Origin of the sequence: Mycolicibacter sp. MU0102, assembly GCF_963378105.1 — a bacterium.
Classification (GTDB): domain Bacteria; phylum Actinomycetota; class Actinomycetes; order Mycobacteriales; family Mycobacteriaceae; genus Mycobacterium; species Mycobacterium holstebronense.
On record NZ_OY726398.1, the window covers coordinates 1,791,989 to 1,812,416 of the forward strand.

General features: G+C 67.6%; 18 protein-coding genes. 7 read left to right on the plus strand and 11 right to left on the minus strand.

Annotated elements, in window-relative coordinates; genetic code table 11:
• Nucleotides 1-2: 2 nt before the first annotated feature.
• Together RCP37_RS08300 and RCP37_RS08305 are read left to right on the plus strand one after the other, a co-directional pair.
• On the plus strand, nt 3-845 hold the full coding sequence (locus RCP37_RS08300) for a serine hydrolase domain-containing protein (protein ID WP_308486418.1): 843 nt from the start codon (nt 3-5) through the stop codon (nt 843-845).
• A gap of 135 nt (nt 846-980) precedes the next feature.
• On the plus strand, nt 981-1,502 hold the full coding sequence (locus RCP37_RS08305) for a DUF3145 domain-containing protein (RefSeq protein WP_308486419.1): 522 nt from the start codon (nt 981-983) through the stop codon (nt 1,500-1,502).
• Between the two features lie 14 nt (nt 1,503-1,516).
• Here the strand turns inward: RCP37_RS08305 and RCP37_RS08310 are convergent, their stop codons facing one another.
• Together RCP37_RS08310 and RCP37_RS08315 are read right to left on the minus strand one after the other, a co-directional pair.
• Entirely contained in the window at nt 1,517-2,425 is a 909-nt protein-coding gene (locus tag RCP37_RS08310; RefSeq protein ID WP_308486420.1) for a diacylglycerol kinase, read from the minus strand.
• On the minus strand, nt 2,422-4,002 hold the full coding sequence (locus RCP37_RS08315) for an FAD-binding oxidoreductase (RefSeq protein ID WP_373693166.1): 1,581 nt from the start codon (nt 4,000-4,002) through the stop codon (nt 2,422-2,424). Before RCP37_RS08315 ends, RCP37_RS08310 begins: the two co-directional genes overlap by 4 nt.
• Before the next feature lie 56 nt (nt 4,003-4,058).
• On the opposite strand from RCP37_RS08315, the gene RCP37_RS08320 reads away from it, so the two are divergent.
• The 4 genes from RCP37_RS08320 to RCP37_RS08335 all read left to right on the plus strand — a co-directional run bounded on the left by RCP37_RS08320 (nt 4,059) and on the right by RCP37_RS08335 (nt 8,510).
• The gene (locus RCP37_RS08320) at nt 4,059-4,637 is read left to right on the plus strand and encodes a TetR/AcrR family transcriptional regulator (RefSeq protein ID WP_308486422.1); all 579 of its coding nucleotides are present in this window, start codon (nt 4,059-4,061) and stop codon (nt 4,635-4,637) included.
• Nucleotides 4,637-6,166, plus strand: a complete 1,530-nt coding sequence (locus RCP37_RS08325; protein ID WP_373693125.1) for a glycerol-3-phosphate dehydrogenase/oxidase — start codon at nt 4,637-4,639, stop codon at nt 6,164-6,166. Before RCP37_RS08320 ends, RCP37_RS08325 begins: the two co-directional genes overlap by 1 nt.
• Before the next feature lie 46 nt (nt 6,167-6,212).
• Entirely contained in the window at nt 6,213-6,839 is a 627-nt protein-coding gene (locus RCP37_RS08330) for a TetR/AcrR family transcriptional regulator (protein WP_308486423.1), read from the plus strand.
• Between the two features lie 78 nt (nt 6,840-6,917).
• Entirely contained in the window at nt 6,918-8,510 is a 1,593-nt protein-coding gene (locus RCP37_RS08335) for an FAD-dependent monooxygenase (protein WP_308486424.1), read from the plus strand.
• Between the two features lie 4 nt (nt 8,511-8,514).
• On the opposite strand, the gene RCP37_RS08340 is transcribed toward RCP37_RS08335, so the two are convergent.
• Nucleotides 8,515-9,081, minus strand: coding sequence for a methyltransferase family protein (locus tag RCP37_RS08340; protein WP_308486425.1), 567 nt, complete (start codon nt 9,079-9,081; stop codon nt 8,515-8,517).
• A gap of 79 nt (nt 9,082-9,160) precedes the next feature.
• The gene (locus tag RCP37_RS08345) at nt 9,161-10,039 is read right to left on the minus strand and encodes a LysR family transcriptional regulator (protein WP_308486426.1); all 879 of its coding nucleotides are present in this window, start codon (nt 10,037-10,039) and stop codon (nt 9,161-9,163) included.
• 107 nt (nt 10,040-10,146) lie between these two features.
• Here RCP37_RS08345 and RCP37_RS08350 point away from each other — a divergent pair, with 107 nt between their 5' ends.
• Nucleotides 10,147-10,896, plus strand: a complete 750-nt coding sequence (locus RCP37_RS08350) for an SDR family oxidoreductase (RefSeq protein ID WP_308486427.1) — start codon at nt 10,147-10,149, stop codon at nt 10,894-10,896.
• A gap of 6 nt (nt 10,897-10,902) precedes the next feature.
• Here the strand turns inward: RCP37_RS08350 and RCP37_RS08355 are convergent, their stop codons facing one another.
• From RCP37_RS08355 to RCP37_RS08385, 7 genes are all read right to left on the minus strand, one after another.
• Nucleotides 10,903-13,359, minus strand: coding sequence for an arylsulfatase (locus tag RCP37_RS08355; RefSeq protein ID WP_308486994.1), 2,457 nt, complete (start codon nt 13,357-13,359; stop codon nt 10,903-10,905).
• Between the two features lie 232 nt (nt 13,360-13,591).
• On the minus strand, nt 13,592-15,013 hold the full coding sequence (locus tag RCP37_RS08360; protein ID WP_308486428.1) for an acyl-CoA carboxylase subunit beta: 1,422 nt from the start codon (nt 15,011-15,013) through the stop codon (nt 13,592-13,594).
• A 46-nt stretch (nt 15,014-15,059) separates the two neighbouring features.
• Entirely contained in the window at nt 15,060-16,328 is a 1,269-nt protein-coding gene (gene kasB / locus RCP37_RS08365) for a 3-oxoacyl-ACP synthase KasB (protein WP_308486429.1), read from the minus strand.
• A gap of 32 nt (nt 16,329-16,360) precedes the next feature.
• On the minus strand, nt 16,361-17,614 hold the full coding sequence (gene kasA / locus RCP37_RS08370; RefSeq protein ID WP_308486430.1) for a 3-oxoacyl-ACP synthase KasA: 1,254 nt from the start codon (nt 17,612-17,614) through the stop codon (nt 16,361-16,363).
• A gap of 2 nt (nt 17,615-17,616) precedes the next feature.
• On the minus strand, nt 17,617-17,916 hold the full coding sequence (gene acpM, locus RCP37_RS08375; protein ID WP_308486431.1) for a meromycolate extension acyl carrier protein AcpM: 300 nt from the start codon (nt 17,914-17,916) through the stop codon (nt 17,617-17,619).
• Nucleotides 17,917-17,997: 81 nt separating this feature from the next.
• Nucleotides 17,998-18,930 carry an ACP S-malonyltransferase gene (locus tag RCP37_RS08380; protein ID WP_308486432.1) on the minus strand — a complete coding sequence of 311 codons (933 nt, stop codon included), beginning with the start codon at nt 18,928-18,930 and terminating at the stop codon, nt 17,998-18,000.
• A gap of 178 nt (nt 18,931-19,108) precedes the next feature.
• Complete coding sequence (locus tag RCP37_RS08385; protein ID WP_308486433.1) at nt 19,109-20,425, minus strand: PucR family transcriptional regulator; 1,317 nt, start codon at nt 20,423-20,425, stop codon at nt 19,109-19,111.
• Nucleotides 20,426-20,428 lie beyond the last annotated feature (3 nt).

Sequence of the window (20,428 nt, forward strand, 5' to 3'; positions counted from 1 at the left end):
CGATGTCCGCCGCTGAAGCCCTGGCACCCCTCGCCGCCCTCGACGACTGGCCGGTCGGCCACGCGGCCGCCGCCGTGATCGGCCCGAACGGGGTGCTGGCCACCCACGGCGATACCGCGCGGCCGTTCTATCTCGCGTCGGTGACCAAGCCCCTGGTGGCGCGGGCGGTGCAGGTCGCGGTGGAGGAGGGTGCCGTCGAACTCGACACCCCGGCCGGGCCGCCGGGTGCCACGGTGCGACATCTGCTCGCGCACGCCTCCGGGCTCTCGCCGGACTCCGATCGGGTCCTGGCCAAGCCCGGCACACGGCGGGTCTACTCCAACCACGGCTTCGCCGTGCTGGCCGAAGCAGTGCAGCAGGAGTCCGGGATCGAATTCGGCCGTTACCTGACCGAGGCGGTGTTCGAGCCGCTGGGCATGACGGCCAGCAGGCTCGACGGGGGAGCGTCGGCCGCCGGATTCGGCGGCACCTCGACCGTCGCGGACCTGGCCGCTTTCGCCGGCGACCTGCTGGCCCCGGTCACCGTGTCGCCGGAGCTGCACGCCGAGGCCACCCGCGTGCAGTTTCCCGGCCTGGACGGTGTGTTGCCCGGTTACGGGCCGCAGCGGCCGAACGACTGGGGGCTGGGCTTCGAGATCCGGGACGGCAAGGCACCGCACTGGACCGGTGCGGACAACTCGCCGCGGACCTTCGGCCATTTCGGCCAGTCAGGCACCCTGATCTGGGCTGATCCGGCGATCAAGCGGGCGTTGGTGGTGCTCACCGACCGCGACTTCGGGGACTGGGTCACCGGCCGGTGGCCGGAGCTGTCCGACGCCGTAGTGGCTGCGTACAGCCGGGACTAGCCAACAGGCGTCTCACAAGGCACAATAGACACATACAACACTGAATACACTCCAGTATCTGCAGCAACACTGCTCAAGCTCGGTCCCACCAGGTCGTTGGGGAAGACGTCCCTCGTGGATCCGAAGGAGCAACTGATGCGCGCGACGAATCAATTCGCCGACGTGACCAGCGGCGTGGTGTACATCCACGCCTCGCCCGCGGCGGTGTGCCCGCATGTCGAGTGGGCACTGACCTCGGCTTTGGGTGCCCGAAACGGCCAGGCGAAGCTCAACTGGACGCCGCAACCCGCCATGCCGGGACAGCTGCGAGCCGTGGTCAACTGGGTCGGACCGGTGGGAACCGGCGCCCAGCTGGCCAGCGCGCTGCGCTCGTGGTCGGTGCTGCGCTTCGAAGTCACCGAAGACCCCAGCGCCGGAGTCGACGGCCAGCGGTTCAGCCACACGCCCCAGCTCGGCCTGTGGAGCGGGACGATGAGCGCCAACGGCGACGTGATGGTCGGGGAGAACCGCCTGCGCACGCTGATGGCCGCCGGCGCCGACGCGCTGGCCGCCGACCTGGAGACGGTGCTGGGCACCGCCTGGGATGAGGCGCTGGAGGCCTACCGCGACGGCGGCGACGGCGCGGAGGTGTCCTGGCTCAGCCGCGGCGTGGGCTGATTCCCCGGCGCGGGTTAGGGGCGGCGCAAGATCTGCAGCGCGCCCGGTACCGCTGACACCGTCACGGGCAGCGGGGCGACGTAGTCGCCGTCGGCGTAGGCGTTGATTCCGGGGCACTCCACCCGAATCGACTTCGCCCGCCGGGTGCTCACCTCGTCGAGCAGCACATGGGTGCCCTTGAACACGGTGGGGAACAGCCGGATCAGCTTGGTCCGCGAGCCCGAGTGCACCATGGTGACGTCCAACAGGCCGTCGGCGTGATCGGCGCCCGGGCAGATCAACATGCCGCCGCCGTAGCTGCGGGTGTTGCCGAATGCCGCCAGCGTCAGCTCGATGTCCAACGGCTCATCGTTATCGAAGGTCAGCCGGAACGGCAGCAGGCGCAGCTTGGACATCTCCGCGACCATGGCGACGTTGTAGCGCATCCGGCCGTGCGGCCAGCGCATCCGGTTGACGCGGTCGCTCACCAGCGAGTCGAAACCGGCCGCCATCACGGTGCCGAACCAGGACACCGCGCCGCCGTCTTCGACGATGCGGCCCAGATCGATCGTCTCGGTCTGGCCTTCGGCGACGACGTCGGCGGCCGCCTCGGGATCGCCGGTGGGCAAACCGTATTCACGGGCGTGGTCGTTTCCGGTGCCGGCCGGGATGATCCCCAACGGCACGTCGCCGAGTGCCAATGACTGCAGCGCCAGTGAGATGACGCCGTCGCCGCCGGCCACCACCACGGCGTCCGTTCCGGCGGCCAGCGCTTCATCGAGCAGCTGTCGTGCATGGTGAGCATCGGAGCCGACGATGTGGTTGACGTTGACCCCGCGCTGCTGGAACCGTGCCAGCGCCCGCTCGGCGGCATGCCGGGCATTGCCGTGCCCGGCGGCCGGGTTGGTCAGCAGCGTAATCCGTTTGATCTGACGCGACGTCATGGAATCAGTTTGCCGGGGTTGAGGATTCCGGCCGGATCCAGTGTGGCCTTGACCGCTCGCAGCACCTGCACACCCAGCTCGCCCACCTCTTCGCCCATCCACGGCCGATGATCGGCGCCGACCGCGTGGTGGTGGGTGATGGTTCCGCCTGCCTGCATGATCGCATCGCCCGCAGCGACTTTCGCGGCCTGCCACTGTTCGATGGGATTGCCGCGCTGGCCCGCCACCACAGTGAAGTACAGCGATGCACCGGTCGGGTAGACGTGCGAGATGTGGCACAACACCAGCGCGGGTGTCCCGCTGTCGCCCAGCGCGGTGGTCAGTGCCTCGGTGACCGCTGTCTTGAGCGTGGGAACGCGCGCCCAGTCGGTGGCGGTCTCCAGGGTCTCGCACAGCGCCCCTGCGGCCAGCAGCGAATCGCGCAGGTAGGGCGCGGAGAATCGGCCGTGCTCCCAAGCCCGCGCAGGTTCCTCGCCCAGTGACGTGCCGCCGTGCGCGGCCAGCACCGCTCGGGTCTCGGCATGCCGGCTTTCGGTGTGCTCGGCGGTTCCCTCGAACAGCGTGATCGCCAGGCAGCCCCCGGTGATCTGTTGCTCGCCGATCTGCTCGGTGGTGGCCAGGTTCACGCCCGTCTCGGCCTCGTCGGACAGGCGGATCACGGTCGGTCCGGCGCCGGTCTGCGTGACCGCGCGCAAAGCTGCCGCGCCAGTGGCGAAGTCCGGGAAGGACCACGCCTCATAGCGGGTGGTTGCCGGGGTCGGATGCACCCGCACCCGCACCCGGGTGATGACGCCGAACACGCCTTCGGACCCCAGCAACAGCTGACGCAGGTCCGGCCCGGCGGCCGAGGCGGGGGCGCGGCCCAGGTCCAAAACGCCGGCCGGGGTGATCATCCGCAGGCCGCGGACCATGTCGTCGAAACGGCCGTAGCCGGCCGAATCCTGGCCCGACGATCTGGTGGCGGCGAACCCGCCGAGGGTGGCGAACTGAAAGCTCTGCGGAAAGTGGCCCAGCGAGAAACCGCGCTCACCGAGCAGCCGTTCGGCCTCGGGTCCGGTGACCCCGGCGCCGAACTCCGCCTCGCCGGAGGTCTCGTCAAGGTTCAGCAGTGCATCGAACCGACGCAGGTCTAGGCACACCACCGCCGCGAACTCGCCGCGGATCGGGTCGAGCCCGCCGACGACGCTGGTGCCGCCGCCGAAGGGGACCACCGCAACGGCCTGCCGGCTGCAGTAGTTCAAGATTTCCGCGACTTCGTCGTCACTTCCGGGCAGCAGCACCGCGTCGGGCGCATCCTGGGCGCCGGAATCATTGCGCCGCAGTAGATCCAGGGTGGACTTTCCCCCGGCGTGCAGTAGTCGTGCGGTGTGATCGGTACGGCAGAAGCCCTCGCCGACGATCGCGGCCAACGCTGCGTGGTCGGTGTCGGTCAGTGCCGACGGCGTGAGCGACACCTGGCTCGGATCGCGCTCCGGGGTGCTCGTGCCGTCCACCCCCAGGGCTGCCTTGAGCAGTTGACGGATGCCGTCGCTCAACGGCTTGGCCGCGGCTGGATCTCCCCAGGCGTTCCACTTCATCGGCGGGGTCAGGGCGTCCTGGGCATCGGCCTGCGTCATGCGTTACAGTATTACACATGCTGTCAACCAGTAATGACGAGCAGGTGGAGGTCGGAGAGCGGATCCTCGATGCCGCCGCGAGCTGCCTGCTCGCATTGGGAATGGAGCGGGTGACCCTGGCGGCCATCGCGCGCCGCGCCGGGGTGAGTCGCCCCACGGTGTATCGGCGGTGGTCGGACAGCCGCTCGGTGATCGCCGCACTGTTGACCTCACGGATCACCGCGGCCTGGACCGAACTCGAGCAACCGGGAACCGGGCGTGAGGCGCTGGTGACGCGGATCGTCGCGGTTGCGGCCCGGCTGCGCCACGACGAGGTCGTGATGCAGGTGCTGCACCACGCACCCGATCTGGCGATGGTCTACATCGCCCAGCGGATGGGGGCCAGCCAACGGCGCCTGATCGATCTGGTGGCCGGCGAACTCGGCGGCGCCCAGGCCGCCGGCAGCGTGCGAGCCGGCGACCCGCGTGAACTCGCCGCCATGTGTCTGCTGATCACCCAATCGGCTATTCAGTCCGCGCAAGTCGTCGCGTCGATCCTCGACGAGGACGCACTCTCCACCGAACTGACCTACACACTGAACAGGTACCTGTCCTGATGTCCGATACCGCTGCCCTCAACTCCGCCCGCCGCACCGCCGAACTGACCGCACTGGCCGACGGCGCACCCGTTGACGTCGTCGTGATCGGCGCGGGCATCACCGGCGCCGGCATCGCCCTGGACGCGGCCACCCGCGGCCTGCGGGTGGTGTGTGTGGACAAGCAAGACCTGGCGTTCGGAACCAGCCGGTGGAGCTCCAAACTGGTGCACGGCGGGCTGCGCTACCTGGCGACCGGCAATGTGGGCATTGCCCGGCGCAGTGCCATCGAACGCGGAATCCTGATGACCCGCAACGCGCCTCACCTGGTGCGGGCGATGCCGCAACTGGTCCCGCTGCTGGGGTCGATGCCGCGGCGGGACCGGGCCCTGGTGCGCACCGGGTTTCTCGCCGGGGACGCGCTGCGCCGGTTGGCTGGCACACCGGCCACGGTGTTGCCCCGCTCGCGACGGGTCTCCGCCGAGCACGCCGTGGGGCTGGCGCCGACCGTGCGCCGCGACGGCCTCGACGGTGGCCTGTTGGCCTACGACGGGCAATTGATCGACGACGCCCGCCTGGTCACGGCCGTCGCCAGAACCGCGGCCCAGCACGGCGCGACGATCTTGACCTACGTGGCGGCATCGCACGCCACCGGCGACACGGTAAGGCTGACCGACCAGATCTCGGGCGAGTCGTTCGACGTCACCGCGCGGGCGGTGATCAACGCGACCGGAGTCTGGGCCGCTGACATCGACGCGGCACTGCGGTTGCGCCCGAGTCGCGGAACGCACCTGGTGTTCGACGCGGCCGCCTTCGGCAATCCGACCGCCGCGCTGACCGTGCCGATCCCCGGTGAGCTCAACCGGTTCGTGTTCGCCATGCCCGAACAGCTCGGCCGGGTGTACCTGGGCCTTACCGACGAAGATGCGCCCGGGCCGATTCCCGATGTGCCGCAACCCACCTCGGCGGAGATCTCGTTCCTGTTGGACACCGTCAACACCGCGTTGGGCACCGCGCTGAGCACGGCCGATGTCCGCGGCGCCTACGCCGGGCTGCGACCGCTGATCGATACCGGAGAAGGCCGCACCGCCGACGTCTCACGCAATCACGCCGTCGTCGAATCGGCGACCGGGGTGTTCAGCGTGATCGGGGGCAAGCTGACCGAATACCGGCACATGGCCGAAGACGTGCTGGACCGGGCCGTGCGCCTGCGTGCGCTGGCGGCCACGCCGTGTCGCACGCGGGACATGCCGCTGATCGGTGCGCCCGGCAACCCGGGACCGCAGCTGTCGCCGACGAGTGCCCTGCCCGAGTCGTTGGTGCTGCGCTATGGCGGGGAGGCGGCCAACGTGCTGGCCGCCGCCACCTGCGAGCGGCCCGCAGCGGCGGTGGCCGATGGCATCGACGTGATCCGTGCCGAGTTCGAGTACGCGGTCAGTCACGAAGGTGCGCTGACCGTTGAGGACATCGTGGATCGCCGGACCCGGATCGGACTGGTGGCTGAAGACCGCGAACGGGTCGTGGCGGTGGCACGCGAGTTTCTCGATTGAGTCGACCCATAACGGAACTGATTCGTATCGACTAGGCTGGCGCGTTATGGGAGCCCAGGAACCCGCGCCCGCATCGAGACCGGGGCGAAGCCCGGGACGCCTTGACCGGACCCGCGACCCCGCGATCCTCGATGCGGCGCTGCAGGGTGTGGCCGAGGTGGGCTATGACCGGTTGAGCATGGACGACATCGCGGCTCGCGCCGGTGTCGGCAAGGCTGCGATCTATCGGCGCTGGCCGTCGAAAGAGGTGGTGGTGGCCGATGCGATCGCGCACTGGCGTAGACGGCAGGGGCCGGTCGAGCCGCCCAACACCGGCAGCCTGCGCGGTGACATCGACGCGCTGGTTGCCGCGGCACCCGAGTTCGACGAATCGGGAATGGAAACAATGAAAGTCGTCGTCGGAGTCGCGACGGCGGCGATGCACAATCCGGTGCTGGCGGCAGCGCTGGACGATCTGGTGCTCGACCCGCCGCGCCACGTGGTACGGGTGCTGCTCGATCAGGCGAGGGCGCGCGGCGAGATCCCGGCCGGTCGCGACCTGAGTCTGATTCCCGATGTGGCGTTGGGCCTCAATGTGCTGCGGGTGATGACCGGCCGCCCCGTCGACCGCGTCTTTTTCCGGCGCGTATTGGAGGACGTCATCCTTCCGCTCGCCGGCAATCCATCTCCGTAGCCGGTTGCGCCCAGCATCGGAGCGTGCCACATTGGATTAGGCGGAACTAATCAGTTCCGTTTATGGCCGGAGGTGGCGATGACTGACAACCGAGTCCCGGTACTGATCGTCGGCGCGGGCGCGGGCGGCCTGAGTGCCTGCGCGCTGCTGGCCAAACACGGCGTGCGCTCTCTTGTGATCGAGAAACGTCGCGAGATCTTCATCTATCCCAAAGCCCGCAACCTGAGCTTTCGCAGCCTGGAGATCCTGCGCGGCCTGGGTCTGGCGGACCAGGTGCACGCGGTGGCTGACGGTGTGTCGGACATGCTCACCAAGACCACGCTCACCAGCGCCCAGGACAGGCGTGCCTTTGACCTCGACGCGGTCTTCGCGCCGTTTGCCGGTACGAGCCCGGAGCCGTCCGCGCAGTACTGCCCACAAAGCGCACTGGAACCGATGCTCTTGGAACACATCCGCGGACAGGGCAGTGAGGTTCGCTACGGAACCGAATTGTGCTCCTTCGAGCAGGACGACACCGGAGTCACCGCCGTCGTGCGCAACCTCGACACCGGCAGCACCGAGGTGGTGCGCGCCGACTACCTGATCGCCGCCGACGGTGTGCGCAGCCCGGCACGCGAGGCGCTTGGCATACCGACCTCTGGGCACGGGGCGTTGCCGATCTACGTCGTATTCATCTACTTTCGCGGCCCCTGGCGGCAGTTCGTTCCGCAACTCGGTGACGGTGACGCCATTCAGGTGGCCAACGACGATGTGGACGGCATCTTTCTGCCGGTCCGCGACGACTTCGGCATGTTCCTCACCACCTATCTGCCCGGGCGGGGCGAGACCGCCGAGCAGTTCACCCCCGATCACTGCCGCCAGTTGCTCACCCGGGCGATCGGTGCGCACATCGATATCGAGATCGTCGAGGTGACGCCGTGGCAGCCCTACGAGCGGGTTGCCAACCAGTTCCGCTGCGGCAGGGTATTTCTCGTCGGCGACTCGGCCCACGCCATGCCGCCGTTCAAGGCCGGTGGTGCAAACTGTGCCATCCAGAGCGCGCACAATCTGGCCTGGAAGCTGGCGGCCGTACTGGCGGGGAAGGCCGATCCTTTGTTGCTGGACACCTACCACGCCGAACGACACCCGGTGGGGCGCTTCAGCGCCCGCCAATCGCTGACCGGGCCGGTGCTGCCGTTGTTGCGACTCGACGACACCGGATCGGGTCTCTCGCCGGGCGAGGAGGAGCCGATGTTCGCCCTGCTGATCGGCCACCGGTATTGGTCCACCGCGGTGCTGACCGATGAGCCGCCACCGCCAGACCCCAGCGCTGTCTCATTGGTGTCCGACCTGCACGGCCAGCCCGGCACCCGGGTCCCGCATGTGTGGCTGACGCATGGCGGACAACGGGTTTCGACTCTTGACCTGCTGGGGCCGGGCTTCACGGTGCTGACCGGCAGTGACGGGCAGCGGTGGCGGTCCGCCGCAACGCAGACCTCGAAGGCGCTGGGTATCGCGCTGACTGTGCATCGGATCGCCGATAAACGGTGGGCCCGCGCCACCGGACTGGCGCCCGACGGCGCGGTGCTGATCCGCCCGGACGACTTCGTGGGATGGCGCGCCGACGCGCTGCCGGCCGACCCCGACTTCGCGCTGCAGCGCGCGTTGTCGGCGATCCTCGCCCACGGCTGAATTCCTACAGATACCTGCGAACTCGGCTGGAGTAGTCGGCGTACTCGCGGCCATAGTGCTCCCGCATGAATGCTTCCTCGCGCAGCACCTGACGGTTGAACAGCCACACGCCGGCGAGCAGGTAGATCAACGGAATCCAGCTCGGGAACGCCAGGAATTGGCCGAGCAGTACCAGCCCGAACCCGACATAGATGGGGTTGCGGCTGATCGCGAACACTCCCGAGGTCACCAGCTTGTCCGGATTGTCGGTGTCGATGCCGACGCGAAAGCTGCTGCCGAAAGCGACCAGGCTCGACACGACGAACAGCAGGCCGGCGAAACAGCAGGCGACTGCGGCCCACGAGATGGCTTCGGATCGCCAGAACCGCTCGGAGCCCACCAACGGCCACCCGAAGGCGCCGGCGAACACCACATAGAAGTAGACCAGCGCGAAGGGTGGAATCAGGAAGTCCTTGCGATCTGTGCTGCCGAAGTGCATGGCGTCGGTTCCATTGCGGCGCAGCATGATCAGGCGAGCAACGACCAGGATGGGGCAGAGCGCGAGCGCTAAGGCGGCGAGATATCCGGGCATCGGAATCCTTCCGGTTCCAGGCGGCCACAACCAACTAATTCATCACACGATGAATTGTCTGGGGTGGGGGTACCGGTTGTCAAGGGCGTCCACGCAGGATGAGATCTCGCACGGCTGAACTGGTGTGGGGCTGCCACAGCGCCTGCAGGGGCACCAGCAGCGGCTCGTCGAGATCGACGACGGTGACGGTGCCGTCGAGGGTGCGGCCGGCCGGTGCGGTGACGAACGCGACGGCGCTCTCGGTCAGGGCCGCCACCTCAGGCGGGCAGCCCTGCACCCGGCTGACCCGATATTGCGGCTCGAATCCGGCACGCCGGCAGGCGTTGATCAGAAAGTCGCTGTAGTAGGACGCGCCGGGCGGCGCCCACAGCGCGATCAGTTCGTCGGCGAGATCGGCGATGCGGATACGGGACCGCGCCGCCAGCGGGTGATCGGCGGGCACGGCGATCCGCAGCGGGTCGTAGCCGATCACCGCGCCGGCCAGTCGGTCCTGGGGCACCACGGCGCGGCGCAGCCCCAACTGCACGGTGCCGTCGCGCACCCCGGCGGTCAGCCGATCGGGAAACAGCTGCACGACCGTGAACGATGTGTCGGGCGAGGCGTTGATCGCCGGTTCGATCAGGGCGTAGACGTCGTGATTGCTGATCGCAGGGGAGTGCCCGATCACGAACTCATCCGGTTGGGCGCTGGCCGCGGCCCGCGTGTGCGCTGTGAGGGTTCGAGCCGCCGCCAACAGCGCGCGGCCCTCGTCCAGCAGGGTCTGGCCGGCAGCGGTCAAGGTGACGCGGCGCCCGGCACGCACCAGCAGCGTCACGCCGATCTCCTTCTCCAGCTGCTGCACCGAATGCGACAACGCCTGCTGTGAGAGGTGCAGCTGTGTGGCGGCGCTGGTGAAGCCGGCGGACTCGGCGACGGCGATGAAGTGGGTCAGGCGGCGAAGGTCCGGGACCGGGAGCATCGGCCCATGCTAACTACAAATGACATTTGTCGATCCCGCGTATAACTCTGTTTCTCATTTGTATGGTGGCCGGTTAGTTTCGTGTTCAGAGACAGAAGGGGACTTCCATGAGTGACTTGACCGGAAAATCGGCAGTGGTGGCCGCGGGGGCCAAGAACCTGGGCGGACTGATCAGCACCACGCTGGCCTCGCACGGTGTCAACGTCGCGGTGCACTACAACAGCGACAGCTCGGAGCCCGACGCCGACAAGACCGTGGCTGCGGTGCAGGACGCCGGCGCCAAGGCCATCAAGGTGCAGGGCGACCTGACCGTTCCGGCCAATGTCACCTCCCTCTTCGACGCCGCGGTGGACGCCTTCGGCGGCTTGGACTTCGCGGTTAACACCGTCGGCAAGGTGCTGCGAAAGCCCATGTTGGAGACCACCGAAGCCGAGTACGACTCGATGTTCGACATCAACGCCAAGTCCGCGTACTTCTTTTTGCAGGAGGCCGGTAAGCGCCTCAACGACAACGGCTCGGTGGTGACGATCGTGACCGCGCTGCTGGGGGCGTTCACCGACGGCTACTCCACCTATGCCGGCTCCAAGAGTCCGGTCGAGCACTTCACCCGCGCTGCGGCCAAGGAATTCGGGACCCGGGGGATCAATGTCAACAGCGTCGCGCCCGGGCCGATGGACACGCCCTTCTTCTACCCGCAGGAGACCCCCGAGCGCGTCGAGTTCCACAAGTCGCAGGCGATGGGCAATCGGTTGACCCAGATCGAGGACATCGCGCCGCTGGTCCTGTTTCTGCTCGACGGCGGCCACTGGATCACCGGACAGACCGTCTTCGCCAACGGCGGCTACACCACCAGGTGATCCCGGTCAGTCCCGCGCCAGTGCCGCTGCCGCTTCCCGCTGTAGATCGGCGAAGCCCTCGCCACTGACGTCGATGACGACGGCCTGGATGCTGCCGCCGGTGAAGGTGCCCGGGTTCTGGTATTGGTCGGAGACGTTGTCGCCACTGTCGTATCCGACACACAGGCCGTCGCCGGCGAGGGTGAACTTGCCCAGCTGAGCGCGCATCGGACCCGTGTCCGCGGGGTTGCCGTCAACGTAAAGCGTGGTGGTGCCGAGGGATTCGCCGTATTTACCCGCTTCCTTGCGGACGAATTCCATGCCGAGGGTGTGCTTGCCGGGCGTCAGTGGCCGCGAGACGAACTCCTGCTCGGGCTTGATGCCGAGGAAGTTGTACACGTAGTGCAGCTTGCCGTCCTTGATGAACAGCACATGCCCGCCGAACCGGGATCCGTGGGCAAAGAGCACCCCTTGGGCGTCGCGGGCCAGATCGACGTTCGCCACGATCTTGTAGGACCGCCCGCGGATGTTGGCTGCTACGCCTTCCGGGACCGGAGCGGTATCCGGGTAGTAGGTGTAGCGATCGCGCGGTGGTTCGAACTGCGGCCGGGTGATGGTGAGCAACTCGGTTGCCGTGCGGTCGTCCAGCGGCAGGACGTAGTTGTCCTTGGCCTCCACGTGCCATGCGTCGATGAGTGCCTTGAGCTTGTCGGGATGTTGGTCGGCAACGTTCGTGGATTCGGACCGATCTTCGTCGACGTGGTAGAGCTCCCAGCGGTCCTGATCGAAATGACCTTTGCCGCTGATCGGTGCATGCAGCGTAGAGGCCTTCCAGCCGTCCTCCCAGATTCCGCGAGTGCCCAGCATGGCGTAGTACTGCCGCTTCTTGGCGGTGGGCGCATCGGGGGAGTCGAAGCTGTAGCGCATCGAGACCCCGTTGAGCGGGTACTGCTTGACGCCGCGATACTCCCCGGGCATCGGGATGCCGGCCGCATCGAGGATGGTCGGCATGATGTCGGTGGCGTGGTGGTACTGATGGCGCACTTGGCCTTTGGCTTTGATGCCGGCGGGCCAGTGGATCACCATGGGGTCGCAGGTGCCGCCGGAGAACTGCGAGTACCGCTTGAACATCTGAAACGGTGTGGAGAACGCAGCCGCCCAGCCGGTCGGATAGTGGTTGTAGGTGGCGGGGGTGCCCAGCGTGTCGAGGTAGCGCATGTTCTCGGCTAGGTCATCGGGGTAGCCGTTGAAGAATTTGTTCTCGTTGACCGAGCCGTTGGGGGAGCCTTCGCCGGAGGCGCCGTTGTCGGCGCAGTAGAAGATCAGCGTGTTGTCCAACTGGCCGGTGTGCTCGAGGTAGTCGACGATGCGGCCCACTTGCGCGTCGGTGTATTCGGAGAATCCGGCGAAGACCTCGGCCATCCGGGAGAACAGTCGTTTCTCGTCGGCATTGAGCGAATTCCACGGCCGTACCGCATCGGCCGGCAACGCGACATCGTCGGGAAGGGGATTCAGCGGCGTCAGTCGGGTGCCCTTGGGCATGATGCCCTTGTCGATCATCCGGGCCAGCACCCACTCCCGGTACGCCTCGTAGCCGTTATCGAACTTGCCGCGGTACTTCTCGGCGTACTCGGTCGGGCTGTGGTGCGGGGCGTGATTGGCGCCAGGGCAGAACCACATGTACCAGGGTTTGGACGGATTGCTGGAGCGTTGGTCGCGCAGCATGCGAAGCGCGTTGTCGGCGAGGTCTTTCGACAGGTGGTAGCCGTCTTCCGGGCTGTAGGGCTGTTCGATGAATCGGTTGTCCTCGACCAGATCGGGGTACCACTGGTTGGTTTCTCCGCCGAGAAAGCCGTAGAACCGGTCGAAGCCCTTCTGCAGTGGCCATTCGGATTTGCTGCCCCCGCTGGACACGTCTTCTTCGGGAACGTTGTGGTTCTTGCCGACCCAGAACGTGCTGTACCCGTTGTCCTGGAGCACCTGCCCGATCGTCGCGCACTGTGCGGGCAGGCGGGCCGCCGCGCCGGGGAAGCCGTCGGATCCCTCGGTGATTGAGGCGAAGCGGTTCACGTGGTGGTTGCGGCCGGTCAAGACGCAGGATCGGGTCGGTGAACACAGCGCGGTGGTGTGCCACTGCGAGTACGTCAGGCCGTTGTCGGCAAGGCGCTGCATGACGGGCATGTCGATTGCCCCGCCGTACGGCGACCAGGACGCCATTCCGGTGTCGTCGTAGAGCACTACCAGCACGTTGGGCGCGTCCTGGGGAGCATGTTTGAGCTCGAAAGGACCCCAGTCGGGCTGCGAATCGCGCACGTCGAGTTCGATCTTGCCGTTGAACCCGTCGTTGATCCCGGTGCCATAACCAGGGGCGCCGGCAGTCTCACCGCCGCTGCCTTTGCTTTCGCAGCCGGCCAGTGCCGAGACGCCGGCGCCGCCCACCCCCAACGCCGCTAGGCCGCCCAATATCTGGCGTCGTCGCAACATGGCGCGAGGTCGGCCGTCATCGGTCTCGGACTCACCGGTGCTGACTTGCGATGTCTCGTCGAATGACTCCATGGGAATGGAGTATTCGCCAGATGTCGGCCGGCGGATGGCGATTCGGGCCCATTGGCTGCTGGCGCGAGCGTGCGCAGTTGTACGCCGAAGAACGGCGTGTCGCGGCGCAAACACGCACGCTCGCGAGCGGGAGGTGCCCCCAGCTCGCGGAGATGACGGGCTACAGCGGGATGTTCTTGTGGCGGCCGCGACGGGCGGGCGCCTCAGCCAATGCCTGGGTGATCTTGCCGCGGGTGTGCGAGGGGTCGATCTTCTCGTCGACCACGCCGATGTCGATGGCGCTGTCCACCCCGCCGGCGATCCGCTCGTGCTCGGCGGCCAGCTCCTCGTGCAGCGCCTCGCGCTCGTGATCGGGCGCGGCGGCCAGCTTCTTCTTGTGCAGGATGCCGACAGCGGCCTTGGCGCCCATCACCGCGACCTCGGCGTCCGGCCAGGCGAACACCTTGGTGGCGCCCAACGAGCGCGAGTTCATCGCGATGTAAGCCCCGCCGTAGGTCTTGCGGGTCACCAGCGTGACGCGGGGGACGGTGGCCTCACCGAACGCGTGCAGCAGCTTGGCGCCGCGGCGCACTACGCCACCCCATTCCTGGCCGACACCCGGCAGGTAGCCCGGCACGTCGACGATCACGATCAGCGGAATCCCGAACGCGTCGCACAGCCGCACAAAACGTGCCGCCTTCTCGGCGCTCTCGGAGTTCAGGCAGCCGCCCAGCCGCAGCGGGTTGTTGGCCAGCACCCCGACGGTGCGGCCCGACAACCGGCCCAGCCCGACCACCATCGACGGCGCCCACTTGGCCTGGAACTCATCGAAGGGTGCGTCGGCGTCGAGCAGTCCGTTCACCAGCGGGTGCACGTCATAGGCGCGCCGCGCCGACTCCGGCAGCAGTGCGTGCAGGTCGATCTCGCCCGCCTCGGCCTTGTTGCGGTCGAAATGACCCTGCTGGCAGAACAACCCGACCAGACGGCGGCCCCGCTCGTAGGCGTCGAGCTCGTCGTCGGCGACGATGTGGCACACGCCGGACTTCTTGTGGTGGGTGTCGGGGCCACCGAGCGCGGCCATATCGACGTCCTCACCGGTCACGCTGCGCACCACGTCGGGACCGGTGACGAACACCCGGCCCTCCGGTGCCATCACGATGACGTCGGTCAGGGCCGGACCGTAGGCGGCGCCGCCGGCGGCAAAACCAACCACGATCGAGATCTGCGGGACGAATCCGGAAGCCCGGATCATGGCCTCGAAGACCCGTCCGACCGCGTGCAGGGCTCGCACGCCCTCGGCCAACCGGGCACCGCCCGAGTGCCACAGGCCCACGATCGGGCTCTGCTCGGCGATGGCGGTGTCGTAGGCGTTGACGATGTGATCGCAGCCCTCGATGCCCATGGCGCCGCCCATCACGGTGCCGTCGGTGCAGAACGCGATGGTGCGCACGCCGTTGACGGTCCCGCCGGCGGCCAGCACCCCGGAGCGGTCACGCTCGTGCAGCAATTCCACCGTGCCGTCGTCGAAGAACGTCGACAGGCGCAGCAGGGGATCGCGCGGGTCGAGCGATTCGCCCACCGTCTCGGGAGCCATAGTCGTCATCGCGCCTCTCCTTGGTCTTTTGATCGCGGGTCTTGCGGTGGCGGTTTCAGGCCCGGCCGAAGACGATCGCGACGTTGTGCCCGCCAAACCCGAATGAGTTATTGACGGCGTACTCGTAGTTGCCCGGTCGTGGCTCGCCGGCCACCACATCCAGGTCGATCTCGGGATCGAGATTCTCCAGGTTCCGCGTCGGCGGGATGACCTGGTCACGCAGTGCCATCACGGTCAGGATGGACTCGACCGCGCCGACCGCACCGACCGAGTGGCCGAGTGCTGCCTTGGGCGCGTACACCGCGGCGTTGCCGCCGTGCGGGCCCAGGGCCAGGTTGATGGCGTGGCCCTCTGCCACGTCGCCCACCGAGGTACCGGTGGCGTGGGCGTTGACGTGGCTGATGTCGCCGGGTGTCAGGTCAGCGATCTGGATCGCCCTCGTCATGGCCCGACCTGCACTCTGACCGTCCGGGTCCGGCGCGACGATGTGGTAGCCGTCCGAGGTTATCGACGCACCCATGACCCGCGCGAGGATGTTGGCCCCGCGTGCCTTGGCATGCTCCTCGGTCTCGATCACCATCAGCGCGCCGCCCTCGCCAAACACGAAGCCGCTGCGGTCGCGGTCGAACGGGCGGCAGGCGCCCTCCGGGTTGTCGTTGTCGGTGGACAGCACGATGCGCATCTGGGCGAATCCCGCGATCGGCACCGCTTCGATCCGGGTTTCCACACCACCGCAGATCGCCATGTCGGCTTCGCCGAGCACGATCTGCTGCCAGGCGTGGGCGATGCCCTCGGCGCCGGACGCACAGGCCGAGATCGGGGTGATCACCCCGGCTTTGGCCTGGCGGTCCAGTCCGACAGCAGCGGCCGCTCCGTTGGGCATGTACTTCTGCACGACCAACGGCGAGACCGCTCGAAGGCCCCGTTCACGCATACCGTCATAGGCCCAGACGAGCTCCTCGCTGGAGCCCATTCCGGTGCCGATCGAGACCATGAGGCGCCGGGTGTCGACTTCGGGTGAGCCGGCGTGCTCCCAGGCACGCCGGCTCAGCACCAAAGCAACCTTCTGCAAATAGGAAAGCCGTCGCAGCTCGGTCCGGTTCAGCCCTTCGTCGAACGACTCTGGGCTCTCGACGAGATGCCCGCCGATGCGAACCGGCAGGTCATATTGCTCGACGAACGAATCGGTGAGCGTGCGAATGCCGCTCTGCCCGTCCAGCAGCTTCTTCCAGGTGTTCTCCCCGTCCGCGGCCAAAGCCGTCGTCATGGCGTAGCCAGTGACGACAACGTTGGGGAGACCCTTTCCCGTTGCCAACGATGACATGGCTTTGCGAACTTCCCTTTCGCTATCCGGTGTCAGTACCGCCCAAAGGCGAGCGCGACGTTGTGCCCGCCGAATCCGAATGAGTTGTTGATCGCGTACTTGTAGTCACCGTAACGGGGCTCGCCCGCGACGATGTCCAAATCGATCTCGGGGTCGGGTGTCTCGTAGTTCAGCGTCGGCGGGATGACCCCGTCACGCAGCGAGAGCACCGTCAGCGCCGACTCCAGCGCCCCGACCGCCCCAATGGAGTGGCCCAGCGCCGACTTGGGTGCGTACACCGCGGCGTGCTGGCAACCGGCTTCCCGGATCGCGTTCGCCTCGGCGGTGTCACCGATCGGAGTGGCGGTTCCGTGCGCGTTGATGTGGTCGATGTCCTTGGCGGAGATGCCCGCCAGCTCCATCGACCGCTTCATCGCGAAGCCCGCCCGCTTGCCGTCGGGACCGGGAGCCACCATGTGGAAGGCGTCGGAAGTGATTCCGGCACCCATCAACCGGGCCAGCGGCTTGGCGCCGCGAGCCTTGGCGTGCTCTTCGGTCTCGATGATCATCAGCGCGCCGGCCTCACCGAACACGAAGCCGTCCCGGTCCTTGTCGAACGGCCGCGAGGCGCCCTCGGGGTCGTCGTTGCGGGTCGACATGGCCCGCATCATCGAGAACGTCGCGATCGGCAGGGCCTCGATGCCGCCCTCGACACCGCCGCAGACCGCGAAGTCCGCGTCGCCCATGACGATCTGACGCCACGCGTGCGCGATGGCTTCCGATCCCGAGGAACAGGCCGACACCGGGGTGATGACGCCGGCACGGGCGCCGAGCTGCAAGCCGACCACCGCGGCAGCACCGTTGGGCATGATCATCTGAACGGCCAGCGGCGACACCTTGCGGGGGCCACCCTCGTTCATCAGGTCATAGGTCTCGACGATCTTCTCGCCGCCACCGAGCCCGGTGCCGACGACGACCGTGAAGCGGTCCGGGTCGACCTCTGGCGATCCGGCGTTCTCCCACAACCGCCCGGCGAGCAGTTTGGCCATCCGCTGGACGTACGACATCCGTCGCAGGTCCAGCCGGCCCATGTGGTCGTCGACCGGGTCCTTGAGGTGCCCGCCGATCTTGACCGGCAGGTCCCACTTGGAGACGAAATCGTCCTCAAGCACACGGATGCCGCTCTCGCCGGCGAGCAGGCCCTTCCACGTGCTTTCGATGTCGGCGCCGATTGAAGTGGTGGCCTCAACGGCGGTTACCACGACATTCGGGTAACCGCCGTTGGCCGTAGAAGGCTTGGAGGACACGATTAGCTCTCGGAACCGAACTTCTCGCGCAGCGCGGCGGCAGCCTCGGGGTTCTCGGCCTCGAGCTTCTGGATGTAGCCCACCACGTCACCGACGGTGCGCAGACCGGCGAGGTCTTCGTCGGGGATCTTCACGCCGTACTTGTCTTCGGTCTGAACGGCGATCTCCACCATCGACAGCGAGTCGATGTCCAGGTCGTCAACGAAGGACTTCTCGAGGGTGACCTCCGAAGGCTCGATACCGGTCACCTCTTCGATGATCTCGGCGAGACCGGCGATGATTTCTTCCTGACTTGCAGGCACTGTGTTTCCCTTCGGTTGGATCCGCACGGGGTGTGCGGGGGTAATTACTGGGTATCTGGTTGTGCAGTTTGGAAGCGGACTCTAGAACTCGGGCAGTCCGTCCAGATCTGCGGGGGACTTGACGGCGTGCGTCGGGGTCCCCCGAAGTTCGCGTTTGGCGATGCCTGCCAGGGTGCCGGCGGGCGGGAACTCCACGATCGCCGTGACCTCGCGGGCGCGGAGCGTTTCGGTGCACAGGTCCCAGCGCACCGGCCGGGTCAGCTGCCCGACCAGGTGCTCCAGTGCCTCGGCCGCCGATGCCACCGGCTGGCCGTCGCGGTTGGACAGCAAGGTGGCGGTGGGCTCCGATACTCCGGCGGCCTTGACCTGCTCGACGGCGGCGGCGTAGGCCTCCAGCGCCGGTGCCATGTACTGGGTGTGGAACGCCCCGGCGGTGGCCAGCTTGCGGACCCGGGCCTTGGCGGGCGGGTCTTCGGCGAGCTTGTCCAGTGCCGGCAGCGGGCCGGCCGCCACGATCTGGCCGACCGCGTTGCGATTGGCCGGGGTCAGGTCGAGCTGCTCGAGGCGGGCCAGCACCTCGGCCTCGTCGCCGCCGAGCAGAGCGGCCATGCCGGTCGGCTCGAGTGCGCAGGCCTTTGCCATCTCGCGGCCGCGGGTGGCGGCCAGCATGACGGCGTCGTCGGGGGAGATGACGCCGGCGATCGCGTAGGCGGCGATCTCACCGACGGAGTGGCCGGCCACGATCACATCGTTGCCGCTCACCGGGCCGTTGCGCCGCTTGACCAGCTCGGCGTAGGCCAGCAGGGTCGCCGCCACCACCAGCGGCTGGGTGACCGCGGTGTCGGTGATCTCTTCGGCGGTCGCGGTGGTGCCCAGCGCGATCAGATCCAGGCTTGCGATCTCCGACCAAGCGGCCAACTGCTCGCGGGCGGCATCGGCGTCGGGCGCCTGGAGCCACGGCGAGAGCATGCCGGGGGTCTGAGATCCCTGTCCGGGAGCGAGCAAAGCAATCACGTCTTTAAGAGAACATTGTGAAGCGCGATTTGCAGGATGTCCTAGATTATGAACATTGTCTTATGTTTTTGTGGAGACCCTACAAACCTGCCGCTCGATGCGACGTGTTCGATACCGAACTGCGACAACTGTCCGCCGGCGGTGTGCACCTGTACGTGCCCGGGCTACCCCCGGCAGATCACTCCTCCGGGCTGACCTGAGGTTCATCGGGAGCACTGGAGGGCAGCGGCGGGGCGGCGTAGGTCACGTTTGCACTGCTGAAACTGGCGTGCTGCGCCTGGTTGGCCAACCTCCCGACCGTGGCGGCAACCCGCAGGACATAGGCATCGCGCGGCACGGCCGGATCGCGTCCGGTGAAGTCGGCGATTCGCTTGAGTCGGTAACGGACGGTGTTTGGATGAACGAACAACTTGCGGGCGCACGCCTCGATCGCGCCGCCACAGTCCAAATACGCATCCAGGGTCTCGGTGAGCGTGGGCCCGGCCTCGGCCAGCGGGCGCATCACATCGGTGTGCAGGGCCGCGATCGCCGACGCATCCCCGATCAGTGCCCGCTCCGGAAGCAGCTCACGTGCCAGCACCGGCCGCGGTGCCCCGGTCCAGCCGACGACGGCGTTCATCCCTGAGATCGCTTCGCTGGCACTGTGATAGGCGGCGGTCAGCGTCGGCGCGGTCGGCCCGATCACCACCGGTCCGTCGGAGAACGCACCGAGCAGGTCGGCGAGGAACTTCTGGGTGGGCGTCAGCGGGCCAGACACGATGGCCACCAGCCAGGTGCCGTGCACGTCGGTCAATGCCGCCCGGCCGTGGTGTTCTGCGACATCGCGGACGTCTTGGCTGGCTTTCTGTCCGGCGTAGGCGTCCGGGCCCGGGGGTGCGGTGCCCACCACGACGGTGGCGGGGGCGGTGGTGTCCCAGTTCAGCGCGGCTGCGCGGCTCAGCAATTCTGGACCGGTGTCGCCGCGGACCACGGCGTCCACGACGCTGGCCTCCATCCGCGAATCCCAGGTGCCCCGGGCTTCGGCGGCGTCGGCGTAGGCGGAGGCGGCGGTGAACGCCAGATCCCGGCTGTATTTGAGGATGCCGACCGTCAGTGCGGTCACCTGCTCCTCGGAGCGGGCCAGCAGCGGCACGACCTCCTCGAAGAACTCCATGGTGACCCGCACCATGTCCACGGTGTGCCGCAGCGCGATGTGGCGGGTCAGGTCCTGGGGGACCAACTCGAACGCCTGCGCCGTGTGGCTGACGTTGCCGTGCGGGTCGTGCATCCACTCGGCGAAGTTGACCACCGCCGTCTGCACCACCAGTGCCACGCTGGCGCGCTGGGAGGCCTCCAGGTCGGCGAAGAACGGCAACCGGTCGCCCATCATCGACACCGCTTCGGTGGCCAGCCGGCCCGAGTAGTGCTTGAGCCGGCGCAGCAGGGTGTCCGGGACGGCGCTGAGCAGATCCAGCGTCGAGCGCGGCAGGACGGGGCCCGCCGGGTTGTCAACCATGCC

Bases quoted from the DNA above. Each gene is read 5' to 3' on its own strand.
- RCP37_RS08300 (WP_308486418.1), top strand. From the start codon at position 3: ATGTCCGCCGCTGAAGCCCTGGCACCCCTCGCCGCCCTCGACGACTGG.
- RCP37_RS08305 (WP_308486419.1), top strand. From the start codon at position 981: ATGCGCGCGACGAATCAATTCGCCGACGTGACCAGCGGCGTGGTGTAC.
- RCP37_RS08310 (WP_308486420.1), bottom strand. From the start codon at position 2,425: ATGACGTCGCGTCAGATCAAACGGATTACGCTGCTGACCAACCCGGCC.
- RCP37_RS08315 (WP_373693166.1), bottom strand. From the start codon at position 4,002: ATGAAGTGGAACGCCTGGGGAGATCCAGCCGCGGCCAAGCCGTTGAGC.
- RCP37_RS08320 (WP_308486422.1), top strand. From the start codon at position 4,059: ATGCTGTCAACCAGTAATGACGAGCAGGTGGAGGTCGGAGAGCGGATC.
- RCP37_RS08325 (WP_373693125.1), top strand. From the start codon at position 4,637: ATGTCCGATACCGCTGCCCTCAACTCCGCCCGCCGCACCGCCGAACTG.
- RCP37_RS08330 (WP_308486423.1), top strand. From the start codon at position 6,213: ATGGGAGCCCAGGAACCCGCGCCCGCATCGAGACCGGGGCGAAGCCCG.
- RCP37_RS08335 (WP_308486424.1), top strand. From the start codon at position 6,918: ATGACTGACAACCGAGTCCCGGTACTGATCGTCGGCGCGGGCGCGGGC.
- RCP37_RS08340 (WP_308486425.1), bottom strand. From the start codon at position 9,081: ATGCCCGGATATCTCGCCGCCTTAGCGCTCGCGCTCTGCCCCATCCTG.
- RCP37_RS08345 (WP_308486426.1), bottom strand. From the start codon at position 10,039: ATGCTCCCGGTCCCGGACCTTCGCCGCCTGACCCACTTCATCGCCGTC.
- RCP37_RS08350 (WP_308486427.1), top strand. From the start codon at position 10,147: ATGAGTGACTTGACCGGAAAATCGGCAGTGGTGGCCGCGGGGGCCAAG.
- RCP37_RS08355 (WP_308486994.1), bottom strand. From the start codon at position 13,359: ATGTTGCGACGACGCCAGATATTGGGCGGCCTAGCGGCGTTGGGGGTG.
- RCP37_RS08360 (WP_308486428.1), bottom strand. From the start codon at position 15,013: ATGACGACTATGGCTCCCGAGACGGTGGGCGAATCGCTCGACCCGCGC.
- kasB (WP_308486429.1), bottom strand. From the start codon at position 16,328: ATGTCATCGTTGGCAACGGGAAAGGGTCTCCCCAACGTTGTCGTCACT.
- RCP37_RS08385 (WP_308486433.1), bottom strand. From the start codon at position 20,425: ATGGTTGACAACCCGGCGGGCCCCGTCCTGCCGCGCTCGACGCTGGAT.